At 72.6% G+C, this 19,838-nt stretch carries 21 protein-coding genes and 1 pseudogene; 17 read left to right on the top strand and 5 right to left on the bottom strand.

Features of this window, described 5'->3' with window-relative positions; all coding sequences use genetic code 11:
- Window positions 1-25 precede the first annotated feature (25 nt).
- The 6 genes from LQ327_RS07240 to LQ327_RS07215 all read left to right on the top strand — a co-directional run bounded on the left by LQ327_RS07240 (window position 26) and on the right by LQ327_RS07215 (window position 4,659).
- Window positions 26-859, top strand: a complete 834-nt coding sequence (locus LQ327_RS07240) for a helix-turn-helix domain-containing protein (RefSeq protein ID WP_230730924.1) — start codon at window positions 26-28, stop codon at window positions 857-859.
- A 67-nt stretch (window positions 860-926) separates the two neighbouring features.
- The gene (locus LQ327_RS07235; protein ID WP_230730922.1) at window positions 927-1,283 is read left to right on the top strand and encodes a VOC family protein; all 357 of its coding nucleotides are present in this window, start codon (window positions 927-929) and stop codon (window positions 1,281-1,283) included.
- Between the two features lie 132 nt (window positions 1,284-1,415).
- A complete protein-coding gene (locus LQ327_RS07230; protein WP_230730918.1) occupies window positions 1,416-1,826 on the top strand; it encodes a VOC family protein in 411 nt (136 codons plus the stop codon).
- Between the two features lie 142 nt (window positions 1,827-1,968).
- The gene (locus LQ327_RS07225) at window positions 1,969-2,553 is read left to right on the top strand and encodes a PadR family transcriptional regulator (RefSeq protein ID WP_230730916.1); all 585 of its coding nucleotides are present in this window, start codon (window positions 1,969-1,971) and stop codon (window positions 2,551-2,553) included.
- 30 nt (window positions 2,554-2,583) lie between these two features.
- Entirely contained in the window at window positions 2,584-3,930 is a 1,347-nt protein-coding gene (locus LQ327_RS07220; RefSeq protein WP_230730914.1) for an FAD-dependent oxidoreductase, read from the top strand.
- Between the two features lie 81 nt (window positions 3,931-4,011).
- Window positions 4,012-4,659 (top strand): TetR/AcrR family transcriptional regulator, encoded by a 648-nt coding sequence (locus tag LQ327_RS07215; RefSeq protein WP_230730912.1) that lies wholly within the window; start codon window positions 4,012-4,014, stop codon window positions 4,657-4,659.
- On the opposite strand, the gene LQ327_RS07210 is transcribed toward LQ327_RS07215, so the two are convergent.
- Entirely contained in the window at window positions 4,631-5,347 is a 717-nt protein-coding gene (locus tag LQ327_RS07210; RefSeq protein ID WP_230730910.1) for an SDR family NAD(P)-dependent oxidoreductase, read from the bottom strand. The genes LQ327_RS07215 and LQ327_RS07210 overlap by 29 nt on opposite strands.
- A 209-nt stretch (window positions 5,348-5,556) precedes the next feature.
- On the opposite strand from LQ327_RS07210, the gene LQ327_RS07205 reads away from it, so the two are divergent.
- The 9 genes from LQ327_RS07205 (at window position 5,557) to paaI (ending at window position 14,476) form a co-directional block, all read left to right on the top strand.
- Window positions 5,557-6,360, top strand: coding sequence for an enoyl-CoA hydratase/isomerase family protein (locus tag LQ327_RS07205; protein WP_230730908.1), 804 nt, complete (start codon window positions 5,557-5,559; stop codon window positions 6,358-6,360).
- A 5-nt stretch (window positions 6,361-6,365) separates the two neighbouring features.
- Window positions 6,366-7,994, top strand: coding sequence for an acyl-CoA dehydrogenase family protein (locus LQ327_RS07200; protein WP_230730906.1), 1,629 nt, complete (start codon window positions 6,366-6,368; stop codon window positions 7,992-7,994).
- Between the two features lie 295 nt (window positions 7,995-8,289).
- Window positions 8,290-9,198, top strand: coding sequence for a 1,2-phenylacetyl-CoA epoxidase subunit PaaA (paaA, locus tag LQ327_RS07195; RefSeq protein ID WP_230733153.1), 909 nt, complete (start codon window positions 8,290-8,292; stop codon window positions 9,196-9,198).
- A complete protein-coding gene (gene paaB / locus LQ327_RS07190; RefSeq protein WP_230730896.1) occupies window positions 9,195-9,491 on the top strand; it encodes a 1,2-phenylacetyl-CoA epoxidase subunit PaaB in 297 nt (98 codons plus the stop codon). The genes paaA and paaB overlap by 4 nt, the downstream gene beginning before the upstream one ends.
- Before the next feature lie 8 nt (window positions 9,492-9,499).
- Complete coding sequence (gene paaC, locus LQ327_RS07185; RefSeq protein WP_230730893.1) at window positions 9,500-10,441, top strand: 1,2-phenylacetyl-CoA epoxidase subunit PaaC; 942 nt, start codon at window positions 9,500-9,502, stop codon at window positions 10,439-10,441.
- Window positions 10,435-10,938 (top strand): 1,2-phenylacetyl-CoA epoxidase subunit PaaD, encoded by a 504-nt coding sequence (gene paaD, locus LQ327_RS07180; RefSeq protein WP_308286268.1) that lies wholly within the window; start codon window positions 10,435-10,437, stop codon window positions 10,936-10,938. Before paaC ends, paaD begins: the two co-directional genes overlap by 7 nt.
- Window positions 10,938-12,038: a 1,2-phenylacetyl-CoA epoxidase subunit PaaE gene (gene paaE / locus LQ327_RS07175; protein ID WP_230730885.1), complete on the top strand. Its 1,101-nt coding sequence runs from the start codon at window positions 10,938-10,940 to the stop codon at window positions 12,036-12,038. The genes paaD and paaE overlap by 1 nt, the downstream gene beginning before the upstream one ends.
- Before the next feature lie 15 nt (window positions 12,039-12,053).
- A complete protein-coding gene (paaZ, locus tag LQ327_RS07170; protein ID WP_308286267.1) occupies window positions 12,054-14,078 on the top strand; it encodes a phenylacetic acid degradation bifunctional protein PaaZ in 2,025 nt (674 codons plus the stop codon).
- Complete coding sequence (gene paaI, locus LQ327_RS07165; protein WP_230730878.1) at window positions 14,075-14,476, top strand: hydroxyphenylacetyl-CoA thioesterase PaaI; 402 nt, start codon at window positions 14,075-14,077, stop codon at window positions 14,474-14,476. Before paaZ ends, paaI begins: the two co-directional genes overlap by 4 nt.
- Before the next feature lie 3 nt (window positions 14,477-14,479).
- On the opposite strand, the gene LQ327_RS07160 is transcribed toward paaI, so the two are convergent.
- A complete protein-coding gene (locus LQ327_RS07160; protein WP_230730874.1) occupies window positions 14,480-15,058 on the bottom strand; it encodes a TetR/AcrR family transcriptional regulator in 579 nt (192 codons plus the stop codon).
- 105 nt (window positions 15,059-15,163) lie between these two features.
- Here LQ327_RS07160 and LQ327_RS07155 point away from each other — a divergent pair, with 105 nt between their 5' ends.
- A complete protein-coding gene (locus LQ327_RS07155) occupies window positions 15,164-16,684 on the top strand; it encodes a CocE/NonD family hydrolase (protein ID WP_230730872.1) in 1,521 nt (506 codons plus the stop codon).
- Window positions 16,685-16,742: 58 nt separating this feature from the next.
- Window positions 16,743-17,159: a hypothetical protein gene (locus LQ327_RS07150; RefSeq protein WP_230730868.1), complete on the top strand. Its 417-nt coding sequence runs from the start codon at window positions 16,743-16,745 to the stop codon at window positions 17,157-17,159.
- 35 nt (window positions 17,160-17,194) lie between these two features.
- On the opposite strand, the gene LQ327_RS07145 is transcribed toward LQ327_RS07150, so the two are convergent.
- From LQ327_RS07145 to LQ327_RS07135, 3 genes and pseudogenes are all read right to left on the bottom strand, one after another.
- Window positions 17,195-17,974 (bottom strand): enoyl-CoA hydratase/isomerase family protein, encoded by a 780-nt coding sequence (locus LQ327_RS07145; RefSeq protein ID WP_230730867.1) that lies wholly within the window; start codon window positions 17,972-17,974, stop codon window positions 17,195-17,197.
- A gap of 29 nt (window positions 17,975-18,003) precedes the next feature.
- A pseudogene (locus LQ327_RS07140) lies at window positions 18,004-18,966 on the bottom strand (MBL fold metallo-hydrolase).
- Window position 18,967: 1 nt separating this feature from the next.
- Window positions 18,968-19,789 carry an amidohydrolase family protein gene (locus LQ327_RS07135; protein ID WP_230730865.1) on the bottom strand — a complete coding sequence of 274 codons (822 nt, stop codon included), beginning with the start codon at window positions 19,787-19,789 and terminating at the stop codon, window positions 18,968-18,970.
- Window positions 19,790-19,838 lie beyond the last annotated feature (49 nt).

Below are 19,838 nucleotides of genomic sequence, written 5' to 3'. Positions count from 1 at the left end.
GCACGGTAGCGGCATCATCGGGCGCGTGTTCCTGCTCGCGGGTGTGCCGCCGCCGTTGCGGGGCGTGGTGCGCCGACTCGCGGCCTACGACGAGCACAGCCCGACCCCGGTGCGACGCCGGCAGGCCCCGGGCTCGACGTGCACGCTCGTCCTCGGCCTGGGCGAGCCGTTGCGGGTCGACGACCGCGAGCTGGGCTCCTTCCTCGGCGGCCTGGCCGACGCCGCGGCGCTCACCGAGTTCCGGGGTCACCAGGCCGGGGTGCAGGTCGACCTCGCCCCGCTCGGCCTGCTGCGGCTGCTCGGCGCGCCGGGGCAGGAGCTCAGCCGCGCGCCGCTGAGCCCGACCGAGCTCGCCGAGGTCTCCCCCGCCGGCCGCGTCCTGGCCGGCCTGCCCGACCGGGTCGCCGATCTCGGGGCGTGGCCGCAGCGGCTGGCACTCGTCACCGACACCCTCACCGCGCTGCTGGCCGGGTCCACCGCCGCACCCGACCCCGAGGTCGCCCACGCCTGGCGCCGCCTGACCGCGGCCGGCGGGCGGATCCCCGTACCGGATCTGGCCGCCGAGGTGGGCTGGAGCAGGCGGCATCTGTCCCGGCGGTTCACGTCCCAGGTCGGGCTCGCCCCGACGACCACCGCCCGCGTCCTGCGCTTCCGGCGCGCGGCCGACCTGCTGGTGCCTGCACCCGGCGCCGTGGCGGGGCCGCCCCGCCGGATCGCCGACGTCGCGCTGGACTGCGGCTACGCCGACCACGCCCACCTCGACCGCGAGTTCCGCGCGCTCGCCGGCGCGACCCCGCAGGACTACGTCTCCGGGTGGGCGGCGGCCGGGGTGGACCCGGCCGAGGTCGTGCACGGCTGAGATCCCCGGCCGCCCGATGTCCCCGACGTCCAAGACATCCCGCCGCGCCCTGACCACGATGAACCGCATGATCGTGACCACGCTGCGCAGCGACGACGTCCTCGCCCATGCCCGCTTCCTCACCGACGTGCTGGGCCTCGTCCCCGGGCACCTGTCCGAGGGCCACGCCGAGCTCTTCTGGGGCGACGGTGCCGTCCTGCTCGGCCCGCGGCGTCCCGACGACCCGTGGGACACCGGCCGCGCGGTGACCTACCTCGTCGTCGACGACCCTGACGCCCACCACGCGAAGGTCGTCGCGGCCGGCGGCGAGATCGTCATGGAGCTCACCGACCAGCCCTACGGCTCACGCGAGTTCGCCGTCGCCGACGCCGAGGGCAACCGCTGGTCGTTCGGGACCTACCGACCGGTTCCGCCGGCCTCCTGACCCCTCGCCGTCACCGCCCCGGCACGGTCTGTACCGATCCTGGTCAAGCCACCTGACCAGCAGCCACGATGGGCGCCCCTGGACCGGACGGCCCAGGCGTCCGCAGTTCCTCGACCGGCCGGAGGAGCCCCGATGGGCACCAATCTGAACCCCTACCTGCACTTCACCGACACCGCCCGCGCCGCGATGGAGTTCTACCGGGAGGTCTTCGGCGGCACCCTGAACGTCATGACCTTCGGCGACATGGGCACCGAGGGCCCGGAGGCCACCAAGGTCATGCACGCCCAGCTCGAGACGCCGAGCGGGTTCGTCCTCATGGCGTCCGACACCCCCGAGGGCATGGAGCGTCCGACCGGCAGCGGGATCTCGGTCAGCCTCTCCGGGGACCAGACCGAGGAGCTGCGCGGGTACTTCAAGCACCTCAGCGAGAGCGGCGCGGTGACCATGCCGCTCGAGAAGCAGATGTGGGGCGACGAGTTCGGCGCCTGCACCGACGGCTACGGGGTCGACTGGCTGGTCAACATCGCCGGCTCCGCCACCTGAGCACCCGCGGGGGACCGACCCGGTCCGCCACGTCCCGACGACGTGGCGGGCCGGGTCGGCGAGCGCGGCACCGGGTCGTCCGCCGGAGGAGGACACCCGGGAAGCCTTGCTTAGTGTCGACGACACTAGTAGCTTCGACACTATGACCCAGCGGTCCGGACTCGCCCTCGCGGTGCTCGCACTCGCCGTCGAGGAACCGATGCACCCGTACCGCATGCAGCAGCTCATCCGGGAGCGCGGCAAGGACCGCGTGGTCAACGTGGGTCAGCGCTCCCAGCTCTACAAGACGATCGACCGCCTCGTGCGCGACGGCCTGCTCACCGAGCAGGGCGTCGAGCGCGAGGCCACGCGTCCGGAACGGACCGTCTACACCGCGACCGACGCCGGCCGCCGCGCCGCCACCGAGTGGACCGTCGACATGCTCGTGGCCCCGCGCCCCGAGTTCGGCGAGTTCACGGCGGCGCTCGCCTATCTCCCGCTCATCACGGTCACCGAGGCCCTCGCCGCGCTGCGCGCCCGGCTGGCCGAGCGGCGAGCCGCCCGCGATCACACCCGGGACCAGCTGGCGGACGTCTCCGCCGACGTCGACCGGCTGCACCTCGTCGAGGAGGAGTACCTCCTCGCCCAGCTCGAGACCGACGTGACCTTCATCGAGGGCCTCGTCGACGACCTCACGTCCGGGGCCCTGACCTGGGACCGCGACACCCTCCTCCGCTCGCGCGACTAGCAACGCGCACCCACCTTCCAGGGGACACCCATGTCCACATTCAAGATCCTCATCATCGGCGCCGGGACCGGCGGCATGTGCCTCGCGCACGGCCTGCGTCGGGCCGGGTTCGAGGTCGCCGTCCACGAGCGCGACCGCACCCGCACCGGCGGCCTGCACGGCTACCGCGTCGGGATCTCCCCGAACGGCGCCCGGGCGCTCAGGGCGTGTCTCGACGACGAGCTGTTCGGGACGTTCGTCGCCACCACCGGGCGGGCCTACGTCCACCTGACGATGTACACCGAGCACTTCTCCGAGCTGGTGGGCATGTGCTTCGACGACCTCCCGCACGGCGAGGCCGCCGAGGACCAGGACTACAACGTCAGCCGCACCACGCTGCGCCAGGTGCTGTTCACGGGCATGGAGGACGTGATCACGTTCGACCGCGTCTTCACCGGCTACGAGCAGCACGAGGACGGCACGGTGACGGCGTTCTTCGCCGACGGTTCGTCGGACCGCGGGGATCTCCTGGTCGGGGCCGACGGCGCGAACTCCCGCGTGCGGGCCCAGTACCTGCCGCACGCGACGCACTCGGAGACCGGGCTCGTCGCGATCGGCGGCAAGCTCCCCTTCGACGCCGTCCAGGCCGCCGCCCTGCCCGAGCGGGTCCGCAGCGGCATGTCGATGCTCTTCGACCGGCGCGGGCAGTTCGGCATCCTGCACGCGATGCGGATGCCGTGGGAGCCCGGCGGGGCACCCCGCGAGGGCATCGGGTCCGACGACGCCGCGCTGCTCGCGGCCTGGCCCGGGCTGCGCTACGACAACACCACCGACTACGTGTCCTGGGGGCTGTCGACGTCGCGACGCGTCACCCCGGCCGACGTGCTCGACCGGCGCGGCACCGCGCTCCACGACGTCGCCGCCGACCTCACCCGCGACTGGGATCCGCGCTGGCGCGACCTGCTGGCGGCCTCCGACCCGTCCGCGGCCCTGGCGGTCTCGGTCCGGACCTCCGACCCGCTGCCGGCCTGGCGCCCGAGCTCGGTGACGCTGGTCGGCGACGCGATCCACACCATGACGCCGGGGCGCGGAGCCGGCGCGAACACGGCGCTGCGCGACGCCCGCGAACTGCGCGACCGCCTGGTGCGCATGCGCGACGGCGAGCTCTCCCGCGACGAGGCGGTGGGCTCCTACGAGGAGCACATGCGCCGGTACTCCGCGCTGGCGGTGCGGGAGTCGCTGGAGTTCATGCACGACGACGTCGACCGCCGCCCGCTGCTGCGCCCGTTCTCCGTCCTCGCGCAGCGCTCGGCGATGCGGGTGGTCAACCACGTGCCCGCGGCGAAGCGCCGCATGGCCCGGGGACTGCAGAAGGTGCGCGACTCCGAGCTGGTGTGAGGCGGCCGTCCGGAAACCAACCCGAGGGTCGAGCCGTTGGGTCGGTGGTCGACTGGAGGACCGGCGGGTCACAATGGGTGCGTGGTCGAGTCCGTCGTCTCCGAGGCCCCCGGGTCGAGCCGCGTGGCCCGTCGTCGGGACCGGCGCAAGGCGGAGATCGTGCGGACCGCCACGACACTGCTCTCCGCGCAGGGCTACCAGGGGATGAGCCTGGAGGAGGTCGCCGAGCGGACCGACATCGCGAAGGCGACGCTCTACCACTACTTCTCCGGCAAGGACGAGCTCGTCGGCGCGGTGATCGAGGCGCTGACCGTCGACGTCAACGCCCGGCTCGAGGCCGAGCTGGACCGGGTCGCCGACGCGAGCCACCTCGAGCAGCTGCGCACGCTGATCCGCGAGCAGGTCCGCATCCTCACCGACACCGCGCCGGAGGTGGCCACGCTCTTCTCCTGGCCGAAGTCCTGGCCGGAGTCGTTCGACCCGATGATGAAGGACAGCCGCCGGCGCCACGACGCGGTCTTCCGCCGGGTCGTCGAGGCGGGCATGGCGGCGGGCGAGTTCGACTGCCCGAACGCCGACGTCGCCCTGCAGTGCCTGCACGGCGTGCTCAACCAGTCGTCGTTGTGGATCCGGCCCTCGCTGTCCGGCGAGCGCCGGGCCGAGCTCCGGGAGGCCGTGGTCGACACGGCGGCCCGGATGTTCAGCCCGCCATCGTCAGGCCCCCGCTGACCGAGAGGACCTGGCCGGTCACGTAGTTCGCGCGGTCGGAGGCGAAGAACCCCACCGCGTCGGCGATCTCCTCGGGGGCGGCGAGCCGGCGGAACGGGATCGCCCGGACCAGGGCGTCGCGGACCTTCTCGGGCACCGTCGCCAGCAGCGGGGTGTCGGTCGGGCCGGGGCAGACGCAGTTGACGGTGATCCGGTGGCGCGCCATCTCGCGCGCGAGGGACTTGGTGAAGGCGATCAGCCCGCCCTTGGTGCCCGCGTAGACCGTCTCCCCCATGCTGCCGACCCGGCCGGCGTCGCTGGCGATGTTGACGATCTTGACCGTGCGCTCCGCGGCGAGGATCGACTCGAGGAAGGCGTGCGTCAGCCGGACCGGGCCGAGGAAGTTGACCTGGGCGAGCGCCTCCCACAGCGCGTCGTCGTTCTGCATGAACGGCTCGACGCGGTCGAAGCCCGCCGCGTTCACGATGACGTCCGGGACCCCGTGGGCGGCGACGACCTCGTCGCGCAGGGCGAGGATCGCGTCCTTGTCGCCCAGATCCGCCTGATGGGCCCGCGACCGCTCGCCGCCGATGGCCTCGACGGTCGCGGCGAGCCCGTCGGCGTCGCGGTCCACGGCGGCGACCGTGGCGCCGGACCCGGCCAGTCCGACGGCGATCGCCCGCCCGATGCCGGACGCGGCGCCGGTCACGACGGCCACCCTGTTCTCGAGTTCCACGACGGTCGCCTCTCGTCGGATCCGCAGCTCTGCGCCGCGGACGGTACGACCCGGTCCCGGTTTGTTCAACCGAGCGGTCGAACTCCGGTCACCATGGTCGGACAGCCGTAGGTGTGGTTGGGTCGGCGGTGCGACGAGGCACGAGGGCCCGACGGCGGGCCCCGCGGACCGGAGGAACCACGGTGGGCTTCGAGGACTACCAGCAGCTGACCTTCGAGCGCCGGGATCACGGCGTCCTGCTGATCACCATCGACCGGCCGGAGAAGTACAACGCCGCCGACGAGGGGATGCACGGAGAGCTCGCGCGGGTGTGGAACGACGTCGCGGCCGATCCGGAGACCCGCGTCGCCGTCATCACCGGGGCGGGCAAGGCGTTCTCGGCCGGCGGGGACCTCGCGATGGTCGAGCGGATGGCCGGCAACTACGACGCGGTCTCGCACATGCTCACCGAGATGTCCGACCTCGTCTACAACATCATCAACTGCGAGAAGCCGATCGTCTCGGCCATCAACGGGGTCGCGGTCGGCGCCGGCACGGTGGCCGCGCTGCTGGCCGACGTCGCGATCGTCGCCGAGGACGCCAAGATCGGCGACGGGCACGTCAAGCTCGGCGTCGCCGCGGGCGACCACGCCGCCATCCTCTGGCCGCTGCTCGCCGGGATGGCCAAGGCCCGCTACTACCTGCTCACCGGCGAGATGATCACCGGTGCGGAGGCCGAGCGGATCGGGATGGTCGCGAAGGCGCTGCCGCGCGACCAGGTGCTCGACGAGGCACTGCGGGTCGCCGACACGCTCGCGACCGGTGCCCAGCAGGCCGTGCGGCTCACCAAGCGGACGCTCAACAACTGGCTGCGCAGCGCCGGACCGACCTTCGACCAGTCCGCCGCCTACGAGATGCTCACCTTCCTCGGGCCGGACGTCCTCGAGGGGGTCGCGGCCCTGAAGGAGAAGCGGACCCCGTCGTTCCCCTCGGCGTCGCAGGAGTGACCACCGTGGACTTCTCCCGGCAGGGTCCGGTCCCGGAGAACCTCATCGGCGACCTCGTCGACGTGAACGCGTTCGAGCGGGACGCGGTGGCCACCCACGTCGTCGACACCTACGCGCCGTGGGCCCGCGACCGGGCGTCGGCGCTGGGCGCCCAGGTGTGGGACCCGCGGGTGCTCGAGACCGCGCGGAACGCCCAGCGACACACCCCGGAGCTGCGCACGCTCGACCGGCTCGGCCACGAGGTCTTCGACGTCGACTTCCACCCGAGCTACCACGAGCTGATGGCGCTGGCGTTCGGCTCGGGGGTGCACTCGCTGGCCTGGACCGCCGACGCGCCGGGAGCCCACTCGGCGCGCGCGGTGCTCTCCTACCTGTGGAACCAGGTCGACGGCTCGACGGCCTGCCCGACCGGCATGGCGTACGCGTCGATCCCCGTCCTGCGGAGCCGGCCCGAGCTCGCGCCGTGGGCCGAGAAGATCGTCGTCGAGGGCTACGACCCGGCCGACGTCCCGCTGTCCCGGAAGTCGGCCGCGACCATCGGCTACTTCATGACCGAGAAGCACGGCGGCTCCGACCTGCGGGCGAACATCACGGTGGCGCGTCCGGTCGGGCGCCGGGGCGCGGGCGAGACCTACCTGGTCAACGGGCACAAGTGGTTCGCGTCGGTGCCGATGGCGGACTGCTATCTGACCGTCGCGCAGACCGAGGGCGGGGTGTCCTGCCTGCTCGTGCCGCGGCGGCGCGCCGACGGCAGCCTGAACGGGATCCGGGTCAACCGGCTCAAGGACAAGCTCGGCAACCGCGCCAACGCCTCCTCCGAGATCGAATACCACGACGCCGAGGCGGTGCTGGTCGGCGACGAGGGTCGCGGGGTCAGCACGATCCTGTCCTCGGCCGAGTACACGCGGCTGGACTTCGCCATCGGCTCGGCCGGCCTCATGCGGGCGGCACTCTCCCAGGCGCTGCACCACAACGACCGCCGCACCGCGTTCGGCTCGCCGCTCTCCGCGCTCCCGATCCAGGCGCCGGTACTGGCCGACCTCGCGCTCGAGTGGGCCGGCGCGGCGCACCTCGGGTTCCGGCTGGCTCGCGCCGAGGACCACCACGACGACGTGTCCGAGGCGCTGGTCAGCCGCCTGCTCACCCCGGTCGCGAAGTTCTGGAACTGCCGGCGGGTCTCCGGGGTGACCGAGGAGGTGATCCAGTCCATCGGCGGGAACGCCTACATCGAGGAGCACCCCCTCCCGCGGTACTACCGCGAGGCGCCGCTCAACGCGATCTGGGAGGGCACCTCGAACATGATGGTCATGGACGTGGGCCGGGTCCTCGCCCGTGAGCCGAAGGCGATCGAGCCGGTCCTCGAAGAGATCCGCCCCGCCGCGGCCGAGCACCCGCTGCTGGCCGATGCGGTCGCGGAGATCGAGTCGCTCGTGGGGGCGCCGGAGGAGACCGGTCGCTACCTCGTCACCCGCCTCGCGCTCGCCGCGCAGGCCGCGCTGCTGGTGGAGCACGCGCCTGCTGCCGTCGCGGATGCCTTCGTCGGCTCGCGGCTGGGCACCGGCTGGGGTCCGGGGTACGGCACGCTCCGGGGCGTGGACCTCGAGGCGATCATCGACTTCGCGCGCCTGGACTGATCCGGCCGGCCCCGGGGGTCGCCCGACCCTCCTTCCATGATCACCGGGACGACGAGCTCCTGAGGTCTGCGCGTCCAGATCCTCCTCATCCCGGTGATCATGGGCGCCGCGGGGAGTTCGCGGTCGGCGGTTGCGCCCGCCCCGGGACTGGGGCACCATTCCAACCGAACGAACATTCGGGCGGAAGGTGATCAGGGTGACCGTGTCCGACGAGACGACGAGGCTCGCCACGGCCTCGACACCGGACGGCGCACCGACGCCGGAGCGTGGGCCCGAGGAGGTCTTCGAGGCCACGGTGGCCGCCGAGGGCCGGATCGAACCGCGCGACTGGATGCCCGAGGGCTACCGCAAGACGCTGGTCCGCCAGATCGCCCAGCACGCCCACTCCGAGATCATCGGGATGCAGCCGGAGGGCAACTGGATCCTCCGCGCGCCCAGCCTGCGCCGGAAGGCGATCCTGCTGGCCAAGGTGCAGGACGAGGCCGGCCACGGGCTCTACCTGTACTCGGCCACCGAGACCCTCGGCGTCGACCGCACCGAGCTCACCGAGAAGCTGATCGACTCGAGGCAGAAGTACTCGTCGATCTTCAACTACCCGACGCTGACGTTCGCCGACATCGGCGTCATCGGCTGGCTGGTCGACGGCGCGGCGATCTGCAACCAGGTGCCGCTGTGCCGGTCGAGCTACGGCCCCTACGCCCGGGCCATGGTGCGGATCTGCAAGGAGGAGTCCTTCCACCAGCGGCAGGGCTTCGAGCTGCTGATGACGCTGATGGCCGGCACCGACGCGCAGCGGGCGATGGTCCAGGACGCGGTCGACCGCTGGTGGTGGCCCTCGCTGATGATGTTCGGCCCGGCCGACGGCGACTCCCCCAACACCCAGCAGTCCATGGCCTGGCGGATCAAGCGCCACACCAACGACGAGCTGCGCCAGCGCTTCGTCGACATGACCGTGCCCCAGGCCGCGGCCCTCGGTGTCACGCTGCCCGACCCCGCGCTGGCATGGAACGACGAGCGCCAGGCCCACGACTTCGGCGAGATCGACTGGGCCGAGTTCACCGCCGTGGTGAAGGGAGCCGGCCCCTGCAACGCCCAGCGGATCGCGCACCGCCGCGCCGCCCACGAGAACGGGCAGTGGGTCCGCGACGCCGCGAGCGCCTATGCCGCCAAGCACGCCGACCGCAGCGAGGAGCCCGCGGCATGAGCACCACCCCGGATGCCACCTGGCCCCTGTACGAGGTCTTCGTGCGGGGCAAGCGCGGGCTGAACCACGTCCACGTCGGGTCGCTGCACGCCCCCGACGACCGCATGGCGCTGCACAATGCCCGCAACCTCTACACCCGGCGCAACGAGGGCGTGAGCATCTGGGTGGTCCGCGCCGACGCGATCACCGCGTCCAGCCCGGACGAGAAGGACCCGTTCTTCGCGCCGGCCGGCGACAAGGTCTACCGCCACCCGACGTTCTACTCCATCCCCGACGACGTCCCGCACCTGTGAACGCCGGGATGGACGCTGACGACAACGTCTACGACGCCCTCGCCGCCGCCGACCACGACGGTCGCTGGGCCCACGGGGCGGGCTTCGACGAGAGCGTCGTCGAGGTGACCGCTCCGGCGCCGGACGGAGTCGACACGGAGGACCTCGCGGCCTACTGCCTGATGCTGGCCGACGATGCGCTCGTCGGCTCCCAACGGCTCTCCGAGTGGGCAACGCACGCGCCCGAGCTCGAGGAGGAGGTCGCGCTCGCGAACATCGCGCTCGACCTGCTCGGCCAGGCGCGCGTGCTGCTGGCCCGGGCCGGGCACCTCGGCGCGGCGGAGCGCTTCCGGGTGGCGGGCCGGGCGAGCGAAGCGACGGGGGACGGCAGAGCCCACGACGACGAGGACGTCCTCGCGTACTTCCGCGACGACCGCTTCTTCCGCAACGTCACCCTCGCCGAGATCGACCTCGGCGACTTCGCGCAGACGATGGCCTGGATGCTCGTCTTCTCGTCGTGGCGGCTCGGGCTGATGACGCGGCTGCGCGGCTCGGCGGATCCGGTGCTCGCCGCCGTCGCGACCAAGGCCGTGCCCGAGCTGGCCTACCAGCGGGAGTACGCGGCCGGATGGGTGCTGCGCCTCGGGGACGGCACCGAGCTCTCCCACGTCCGGATGCAGGCCGGCCTGGACGCGGTGTGGCCGTTCGTCGAAGAGATCTTCGGCGCGCACGCCGTCGAGACACGCCTCGTCGAGGCCGGGGTGGCCGTCGACCCGGCCGCCCTGCGCGCCGACGTCGACGCGGACCTGGAGCAGGTGCTGCCGGTCGCTACCCTGACCCGTCCGGAACGGCCCGCCGTCGGGCTCGTCGGCGGGCGCGGCGGCCGGGACGGGGTGCACACCGAGGCGCTGGGCCCGGTGCTCGCCGTCATGCAGTCGCTGGCCCGGGCGCACCCGGAGGCGACGTGGTGAGCACCCTGACCGACCGGTCGCCGTGGGACGTCGCCGCCGAGGTCACCGACCCCGAGATGCCGATGCTGACCCTGGCCGACCTCGGCGTGCTGCGCTCGGTCTCGCACGACGACGGCCGCGTCGTCGCCACGATCACCCCCACCTACGCCGGCTGTCCCGCCCTCGACGCGATGCGCGCGGACCTGGCCGAGAAGCTGGCCGACTTCGGCGAGGTCGAGGTCCGCGTGTCGCTGACCCCGCCCTGGACCACCGACCTCATCTCCGACGAGGGCCGTCGCAAGCTGGCCGAGGCCGGCGTCGCGCCGCCGGAGCACATCGGGCCGCGCACCACCGGACCGGTCGCGCTGACGCTCGCCCCGCCCGAGAAGCGGGTCGAGTGTCCGCGCTGCGGCAGCGCGGACACCGCGGTGCTGTCCCGGTTCGGCCCGACCGCCTGCACGGCGCTGGTTCGCTGCCGCGTCTGCCGCGAGCCCTTCGAGCACATGAAGGACATCTGATGAGCGCGCCCACCGCTGAGCCGGGCACCACCGATGTCGCGACCGGCTTCCATCGGCTGCGCGTCGCCGACGTCGAGCGACTCACCGACGACGCCGTCGCCGTGACCTTCGACGTCCCCGACCACCTCACCGACGACTTCGCCTTCCGCGCCGGGCAGTACCTGACGCTGCGGCGGGGCGGGCGGGACGGGGACGCTGCCGAGGAGCGACGCTCCTACTCGATCTGCGCGCCCGAGGGTGCGGCACCGCGGATCGGGGTGCGCCGCGTGGAGACCGGGCTGTTCTCCGAATGGCTCGTCGATCGGCTCGCCGCCGGGGACGAGCTCGAGGTCGGCCCGCCCGAGGGACGGTTCACCCCGGACCCGCAGCCGGGCGAGCACCACACCCTGATCGCCGCCGGGTCCGGGATCACCCCGGTGCTCTCGATCGCCGCGACCGTGCTCGCCGCGCACCCGGACACCCACGTGACGCTGCTCTACGGGAACCGTCGCGCGGACACCGTGATGTTCGCCGAGGACCTCGCCGACCTGAAGGACCGCTACCACCAGCGGCTCCAGCTCGACCACGTGCTCTCCCGCGAGCCCGTCGAGGCCGAGATCTTCGCCGGCCGGCTGGATCGCGAGAAGCTGCACACCCTGCTGACCTCGCTCGTCCCGACGCCGCAGGTGGACCACTGGTGGCTGTGCGGACCGCTGGAGATGGTCACCGGCGCGCGGGACCTGCTGGCCGAGCTCGGGATCGGGCGGGACAAGGTCCACGCGGAGCTGTTCTACGTGGACACCCCCCCGCCGCAGCCGATCCGGCACGAGGACTCCCCGGCCGAGGGGGCGACGGCGACGATCGTGCTCCACGGCCGTTCGGTGACGGCGACGATCCCGGCCGACAGCTTCGTCCTCGACGCGGCGCAGAAGGTCCGCTCCGACCTGCCGTTCGCCTGCAAGGGCGGGGTGTGCGGGACGTGCCGGGCGAAGGTCGTCGACGGCGAGGTGCGCATGCAGCGCAACTTCGCGCTCGAGCCCGAGGAGGTGGCGGCCGGGTTCGTCCTGACGTGCCAGTCGGTGCCGGTCTCCGACGAACTGACCGTCGACTACGACGTGTAGAAGGAGAGCCCGACCGTGGTGGTTCGCAGTTACCTGCAGGGACGCTGGCAGGAAGGCACCGGCGACGGCCGGCCGATGCTGGACGCGGTGACCGGCGAGGAGGTCGGCCGGCTCTCGACGAGCGGCCTGGACCTCGCCGGCGCGGCGTCCTACGCGCGGGAGACCGGCGGGCCGGCGCTGCGCGACCTGACGTTCCACCAGCGGGCGTCGCTGCTCAAGGCCCTCGCCGGGCACCTGCGCGAGCACCGGGAGGAGCTCTACGAGGTCTCCGCGCGGACCGGCGCGACCCTGGGCGACTCGAAGTTCGACGTCGACGGTGGCATCGGCGTCCTGCAGGCCTACGCGTCCAAGGGCAAGCGCGAGCTGCCCGCCGGGAACGTGCTCGTCGAGGGCGACGTCGAACCCCTGAGCAAGGACGGCTCCTTCCTCGGCCAGCACGTCCTCACCTCGCTCCACGGCGTCGCGGTGCAGGTCAACGCCTACAACTTCCCGGTGTGGGGGCCGCTGGAGAAGCTGGCCCCGGCGCTGCTCGCGGGCGTCCCGTCGATCGTCAAGCCCGCGACGCCGACCGGGTTCCTGACCGCGAAGCTCACGGAGCTCGTCGTCGGTTCGGGCCTGCTGCCCGAGGGCTCGGTCCAGTTCCTCGCCGGATCGGTCGGGGACCTGTTCGACCACCTCACCGAGCAGGACCTGGTCTCGTTCACCGGCTCAGCGGCCACGGCCCAGCAGCTGCGGACCCACCCCACGCTCACGGCGCGCGCGGTCCGGTTCACCGCCGAGGCCGACTCGCTGAACTGCTCGATCCTGGGCCCCGACGCCGGCCCGGGCACCCCCGAGTTCGACCTCTACGTCAAGCAGCTGACGACGGAGATGACCGTCAAGGCCGGCCAGAAGTGCACCGCGATCCGGCGGGCGTTCGTGCCCGAGCAACACCTCGACGCCGTCACCGACGCGGTCATCGGCCGGCTCGAGCGGGTCGTGGTCGGGAACCCCACGAACCCCGACGTCCGCATGGGCGCCCTGGCCGGTCTGGAGCAGCGCGACGAGGTGCGGCGCTCCCTGAAGTCGCTGACCGACGGCGGGCGGGTGCTGTACGGCTCACCCGACCACGTCGACGTGACCGACGCGGACGCCGAGCGCGGCGCGTTCCTCTCCCCGGTGCTGCTGGCCGCCGACCCGGACTCCGCGGCGGTGCACGAGGTCGAGGCGTTCGGCCCGGTGTCCACGCTGGTGCCGTACTCGTCGACCGCGCAGGTGATCGACCTGGCCGCCCGCGGTCAGGGCTCGCTGGCCGGATCCGTCGTCACCGGGGACCCGGACTTCGCCCGCGACGTCGTCCTCGGCGCCGCCCCGTGGCACGGCCGGCTGCTGGTGCTCGACCAGGCCGACGCGACGACCTCCACCGGGCACGGGTCGCCGATGCCGCAGCTCGTCCACGGCGGCCCCGGGCGCGCAGGCGGTGGTGAGGAGATGGGCGGTATCCGCGGCGTCACCCACCACATGCAGCGCACCGCGATCCAGGGCTCCCCGGAGATGCTCACCGCGATCACCGGCCGCTGGGTGCCGGGGACCACGCGCACGACGACGGACGTCCACCCCTTCCGCAAGCACCTCGAGGAGCTGCGCCTCGGCGACACCGTCGTCGGCGGGCCGCGGCAGGTGACCCAGGCCGACGTCGAGCACTTCGCCGAGTTCACCGGCGACACCTTCTACGCCCACATGGACTCCGAGGCCGCGGCGGCGAACCCGTTCTTCGGCGAGCGGGTCGCCCACGGCTACCTCGTGGTGTCGTTCGCGGCGGGCCTGTTCGTCGACCCCGCGCCGGGCCCGGTGCTCGCGAACTTCGGGATCGACTCGCTGCGGTTCCTGACACCGGTGAAGTTCGACGACGAGCTGACGATCACGCTGACGGCCAAGCAGATCACCCCGCGCGACTCCGCCGCCTACGGTGAGGTCCGCTGGGACGCCGACGTCACCAACCAGCACGGCGACTCCGTGGCCCGCTACGACGTGCTCACGCTGGTGGCGAAGCAGTCATGATCACGGCCTCCGTACAGCGGATGTGGGACGACGACGCCGCCTCCCGCAAGCTCGGGATGGAGCTGCACTCCGCCGCCGACGGCGCGGCCCGGCTGACCATGACCGTCACCACGGACATGGTCAACGGGCACGGGATGTGCCACGGGGGCTACCTGTTCCTGCTCGCCGACTCGGCGTTCGCCTGCGCCTGCAACAGCCCGGGGCCGGTCACGGTCGCGGCCGGGGCCGACGTCGTCTTCGTGACGTCGGCCCGGGAGGGCGACGTGCTGGAGGCGGTCGCGACCGAGCGCAGCCGCCACGGGCGTAGCGGGGTCTACGACGTGACCGTGCGCCGGCCTGTCGACGACCAGGTGATCGCCGAGTTCCGCGGGCGGAGCCGCACCATCCAGCGGTCGTGAGGCTCAGGTGATCCCGTCGAGCAGCGCGTCGACGAGCAGCGCGGGCATCCGCCGGTCGACCGGTTCCCGCGTGAGCAGGATCCGGAAGTGCACCGGGCTCACGAGCATCTCGATGACCAGGCGGGGATCCACCGTCTCCGCGAGCTCGCCGCGCTCGACGGCGCGGACGACCATCTGCTGGGACCGCTCGTAGCGGGAGGTCCAGTAGTGGTCGCGGGCCCGCCGCGTGTCGGGATCGTCGCCGGCGACGGCGAGCGTGCGCTCGAGGGCGTGCCCGACCGGGGTGGCGAGGAACGCGGCGAGGTCGCCCGCGTAGACGACCAGGTCCTCCCGCAGGCTGCCGGTGTCGGGCACCTGCAACTGCTCGGAGGCGTCGATCAACGCGTCGATCAGCAGGTTCTCCCGCGTGCCCCAGCGCCGGTAGATCGACGTCTCGTGGACCTCGGCCCGCGCGGCGACGTCGGACACCTTGAGGCCCTCGAGGCCGTGGGCGAGCAGGAGCTCGAGCGTGGCCTCGAGGACCGCCGCGCGGACCCGCGCCGACCGGCCGCCGGGGCGCCGTCGTGCCTCAGGCTCGCTCATGGTCCGGAACTCTAACGCAAGCTCACTTGCTTTTCGCGGTGCCACGCGTCCACACTGCTCGTGCAAGTCGACTGGACTTAGTGATGCCTGGCGAAGGAGCTCAGGATGCTGATCGATCGCGACGTCGCGATTCCCACCCGCGACGGAACCCCTGTCCTCGCGGACGTGTTCCGTCCCGACGACGGCGGGCCGGTGCCGGTGATCGCGTCGATCGGCCCGTACGGCAAGGACGTGCACTGGCCGGACCGCTACCCGCTCTACGACCTGGTGGACAACAACGAGCACATGGTCTGGGAGACCCCGAACCCGCTGTGGTGGGTACCGCGGGGCTTCGCCCTGGTGCGCATCGACACGCGTGGCACCGGGAAGTCGCCGGGCCGGCTGGACCTCTACGGTCCGCGCGACGCCGAGGACTTCCACGACGTCGTCGAGTGGGCCGCGGAACAGCCCTGGTCGACCGGCAAGGTCGCCTCGAGCGGCATCTCGTGGCTGGCGATGATGGGTTGGCGGGTGGCGGCGCTGCAGCCGCCCCACCTCGCCGCGGTGATCGCCTGGGAGGGCTCGAGCGACTTCTACCGCGAGTGCGCCTTCCAGGGCGGTCTCTACAGCAACGGGTTCATCGACTTCTGGTGGGACCGTCAGATCGAGCCGCAGCGCACCGGCCCCGACGGCGACGACTGGCGCGAGGTGCTCCCGCAGCACCCGCTGCTCGACGACTACCACCGGGCCCGCGCCACCGATCTCGACCGCGTCACGGTCCCCGTGCTCTCGGCCGCCAACTGGGGCGCGCTGCACCTGCACCTGCGCGGGAACATCGAGGGCTGGCGCCGGGCCGCGTCGGCCGACAAGTGGCTCGTCGTGCACACCGGCACCCACATCGACCCGTACTACGCGGACTGGGCCCAGGAACTGCAACTGCGGTTCCTCGAGCGCTATCTCTCCGACCGGACCGAGGCGATGGACGGCGTCCCTCCGGTGCAGCTGGCGATCCGCCACGGGCGCGACGTCGTCTGGCGCGACGCTCCGGACTTCCCGCTGCCGGGGACGCAGTGGCGGGAGCTCTACCTCGGCGCCGGCACCCTCGCCTGGGATCCGCCGACGTCCGGCTCCGCCACCTACCCCGCGACCTTCGACACCGCGCCCGTGAGCGAGCCCCTCGAACTCACCGGACCGGTCGCGCTGCGGCTGTGGCTCACCGCCGACCGGGACGACCTCGACGTCTTCGCCCGGGTCCAGCACCTCGACACCGACGGCGAACCGATCCCCGGCGTCGGACCCCAGGGCGGGCCGGTCCCGATGGCGATGGGCTGGCTCAAGGCCTCCCACCGCGAGACCGACCCGGAGCTGTCCGAACCCCACCGGCCCTGGCATCCCCACGACCGTGAGGTCCCCCTGCCGCACGGCGAGCCGACCCTGCTCGAGGTGGAGATCTGGCCGACCAGCATCACGCTCGCGCCCGGCGAACGGCTGCGCCTGGAGCTGGTGACCGGCGACAGCGACCTCGGGATGATGGCCCACGACCACCCGGCCCTGCACCGCTCCGCGGAGGGAGCCGTCATCCACGTCGGGGGCGAGCATGCCTCGCACCTGCTCGTCCCGGTGATCCCGCGGTCAGCGCCGGTGTGAGACGAGGTCGCCTTCCCGGCGGGAGACTGGGAGGAGTCGAGCTGTCGGAGGTCCCACCATGTCCCGTTCCGTGCTCACCGTCGGCCTCGACCCGGCGCTGGTCTCGGCCGGCGCATCGTCGAAGGCCGCCTTCCCGGGCATGGACGCCGAGCGGATCGAGGCGGGCATCGCCGCCAACCGCGCCCGGTTGCAGGAGCTGGGGTTCCGGGCCGACGTCTGCTACCTCGACTACGGGGCCACCGCCGAGGACGTCTTCCGCGCCGCGCTCCGGGAATCCTCGTACGACTTCGTGACGATCGGGGCCGGCGTGCGCATGGACCCGGTGCTGACCCACCTGCTCGAGATGCTGGTGAACGTCACCCACGAGCTCGCCCCGGACGCCGTCATCGTGTTCAACACCGGTCCGGGGACGACGGCCGAGGCCGTCGAGCGCTGGTTCCCCTCGCCGACGCCGCTGGTCGACGCCCTGGAGTGACACGACGGCTGAGCTCATCACCGCGCTCGAGCGGGTCAGAACGTCGGCGCGACGCCCTTGAGCCGCTGCCAGTAGCGGCGGTGGGCGTGCTGGGCATTCGGGCTGGTGAACCAGGTCGGGAGTTCGACGTCGAGCGGGTCGGCCAGGTCGGCGATGTCGCGCAGTGCGGCGGCCTGAGCGGCGCGCTTCGTGAAGGCGTACTGCTCCAGGCAGTCCTCGGGAACCGCGCCGGCGATCTGGACGGCGCGATCCCGGAGGTCGTCGGCGGGCACGAGCTCGTCGACGACACCGAGGTGGCGGGCCCGCTCGGCGTCGAACGTCTCGCCGAAGAGCGAGAGCTGCGCCGCGACCCGCTCGCCCCAGGCGTAGGCCATCATCCGCACGTAGACGGCGGGCATGGGAATGCCGATCGGCACCTCGTTGAGCGCGAACCGGGCGTCGGACTCGACGCCGACGCGCCGGTCGCACACCGCGGCCGTCACCAGACCACCGGCGAAGGCGTGCCCGTTGACCGCGGCGATCACGGGTCGGGGGTAGGTGAACAGCCGCATGTTGGTGGTCCGGTAACCGGCGAACCACTCCGCGACCTTCTCCGGTGGCCCGGTGAACAGCGGGAAGTGCTCTCCGAGGTCGAGACCGGCCGAGAAGCGGCCGCCCTGGCCGGTGAGCACGACCGGGGCGTCGGGGTGCTCGGACTCGAGCAGGTCGAACGCCTCGTGCAGGTCGGCGAAGAACGCCTGGTTCTGCGCGTTGACCTTGTTGGTGGTCATGGTGACGACGGCGACCCGGCCGTCGCGTTCGATGGTCCAGCTCATCGAGGGTGCTCCTCTCGGCGATGTCGGGGTCAGCGAGGCCAGGCGGCCGGCCAGGGCTGGTCGAGGCTCGCCGGGTCGACCGGGGTGTGTTCGGCGGCGGCGCGCAGCCGGTGGTCTTCCTCGACGACGGCGCCGCTGCGGCGCATGGTCTCGACGAGTTCGCCGGCCAGCCCCGGGGCCGATCGCCCGAGTTGGCGGGCGGCGTCCGTGAGCCAGGTCCGAGCCAGGAGGTAGTCCTCGACGTCGTCGACCGGGAGGCCGCCGCGGATCATCAGCGCGTAGCTGAACACCCGTCGCGCGCCGTACCAGACCGCGCCCTCGGGGTCGTCGACGAGCCGCTGCGCCCGGGTGCGGGCCTTGGCGAGGGCAGCGGAGGCGTCCTCGGGGATGCGTCCGTGGGCCGGCAGGAGCACCCGCGGGTGCAGCGCGTCGAGGCGGTCGAGGGAGCCGACCGCGGTCGCCGCGGCGTCCGGCCCGTCGAGGGCGGTGGCGATCCACCCGACGTCGTAGTCCGACAGCGCGTCGCCGACGGCGAGCAGTCCTTCCTCGGGCTGCCACAGGCTCAGGTGCCCCGGGGTGTGCCCGGGGGTCCGCACGACCTGCCAGTCCGCCTCGCCGAGTCGCAGGATCTCGCCGTCGGCGAGCGCGCGGTCGACGGTGTAGGGCGCGACCGGCTGGTCGAGCTACTCGGCGACACAGCAGCCGGGGTCGCGACGGTGGACCGCCTCGGCGTCGGGTGCGCTGGCGGCGATCTCGACGCCGGTGGCCTGCAGGGCGGCGTTGCCGCCGACGTGGTCGGAGTGCCAGTGCGTGTTCACGACGAGGCGCACCCGGCCGGCCCGGGCTTCGGCCCACTCCCGGGTCTGCTCGGCGTGGCCGACGAACCCGGTGTCGACCAGGGCAGGGACGGGACCCTGGAGCAGCAGCAGGTTCGCGTCGGGGAAGGGGCGGGGTTGCCACTGCACCCAGCTCGGCAGCTTCACCTCGCTCATCTCATGCTCCTTCCAGGCGAAAGGCCGCCGCGGCGTTGTCGTGCAGGAACGCGCGTTCGGTCTTCTCATCCAGGGCTAGGTCGTCGAGGCCGGCGAGGCAGTCGACGGCGGGCCAGAACGGATGGTTGGACCCGAAGAGCACCTTGCGACGGCCGTGGGCACGCAGGTAGTCCACGAGCGCGCCCGGATAGCGGCGCACGGTGTAGGCCGAGGTGTCGATGTAGACATTCGGGTACTTCGTGGCCAGTGAGATCATCTCGTCCAGCCACGGCACGCCGATGTGACCGCCGACGATCCGCAGGTCGGGGAACTCCAGCGCGACGTTGTCCAGGTACGGGATGGGTCGGCCGGGGTCGGAGGCGCGCAGCGGTCCGGCGTGCCCGACCTGGGTGCAGTAGGTGATGTCGAGATCGCAACAGGCCGCGAAGAGCGGGTAGTAGCGGCGGTCGTCCGGCGGCAGCCCCCACAGCCACGGCAACACCCGCAGCGCCCGGAAGCCCAACTCCTCCACACAGCGGCGCAGCTCGCCGACCGCACTCATCGGGCGGGTCAGGTCGACCGAGGCGACCCCGACGAACCGGTCCGGGTAGCGCCCGCAGGCCGCGGCGACGTCGTCGTTGCTGATCATGGCGCCGTCGGGGCCGTACCAGGCGCACAGCATCCCGCGGGCGACGCCGGCCTTGTCCATCATCTCCACCGTCGTCTCCAGCGGCGGCGCGGTCTCGGAGAACGGGCCGGGCTTCCAGCGGCGCAGCGACGCGAACATCTCGTTGTCGATCCACTGCTGGCCCGGGTGCTGCATCCAGGCGTCGATCACGGTCACGTTGTTGAGCGTAGCCACAAAAACACCGTGGCGCCCCTAGGGTGAGCGC

It is taken from the genome of Actinomycetospora endophytica (genome assembly GCF_021026375.1).
Lineage (GTDB): Bacteria > Actinomycetota > Actinomycetes > Mycobacteriales > Pseudonocardiaceae > Actinomycetospora > Actinomycetospora endophytica.
This window is presented reverse-complemented; position numbering and strand designations above follow the sequence as displayed.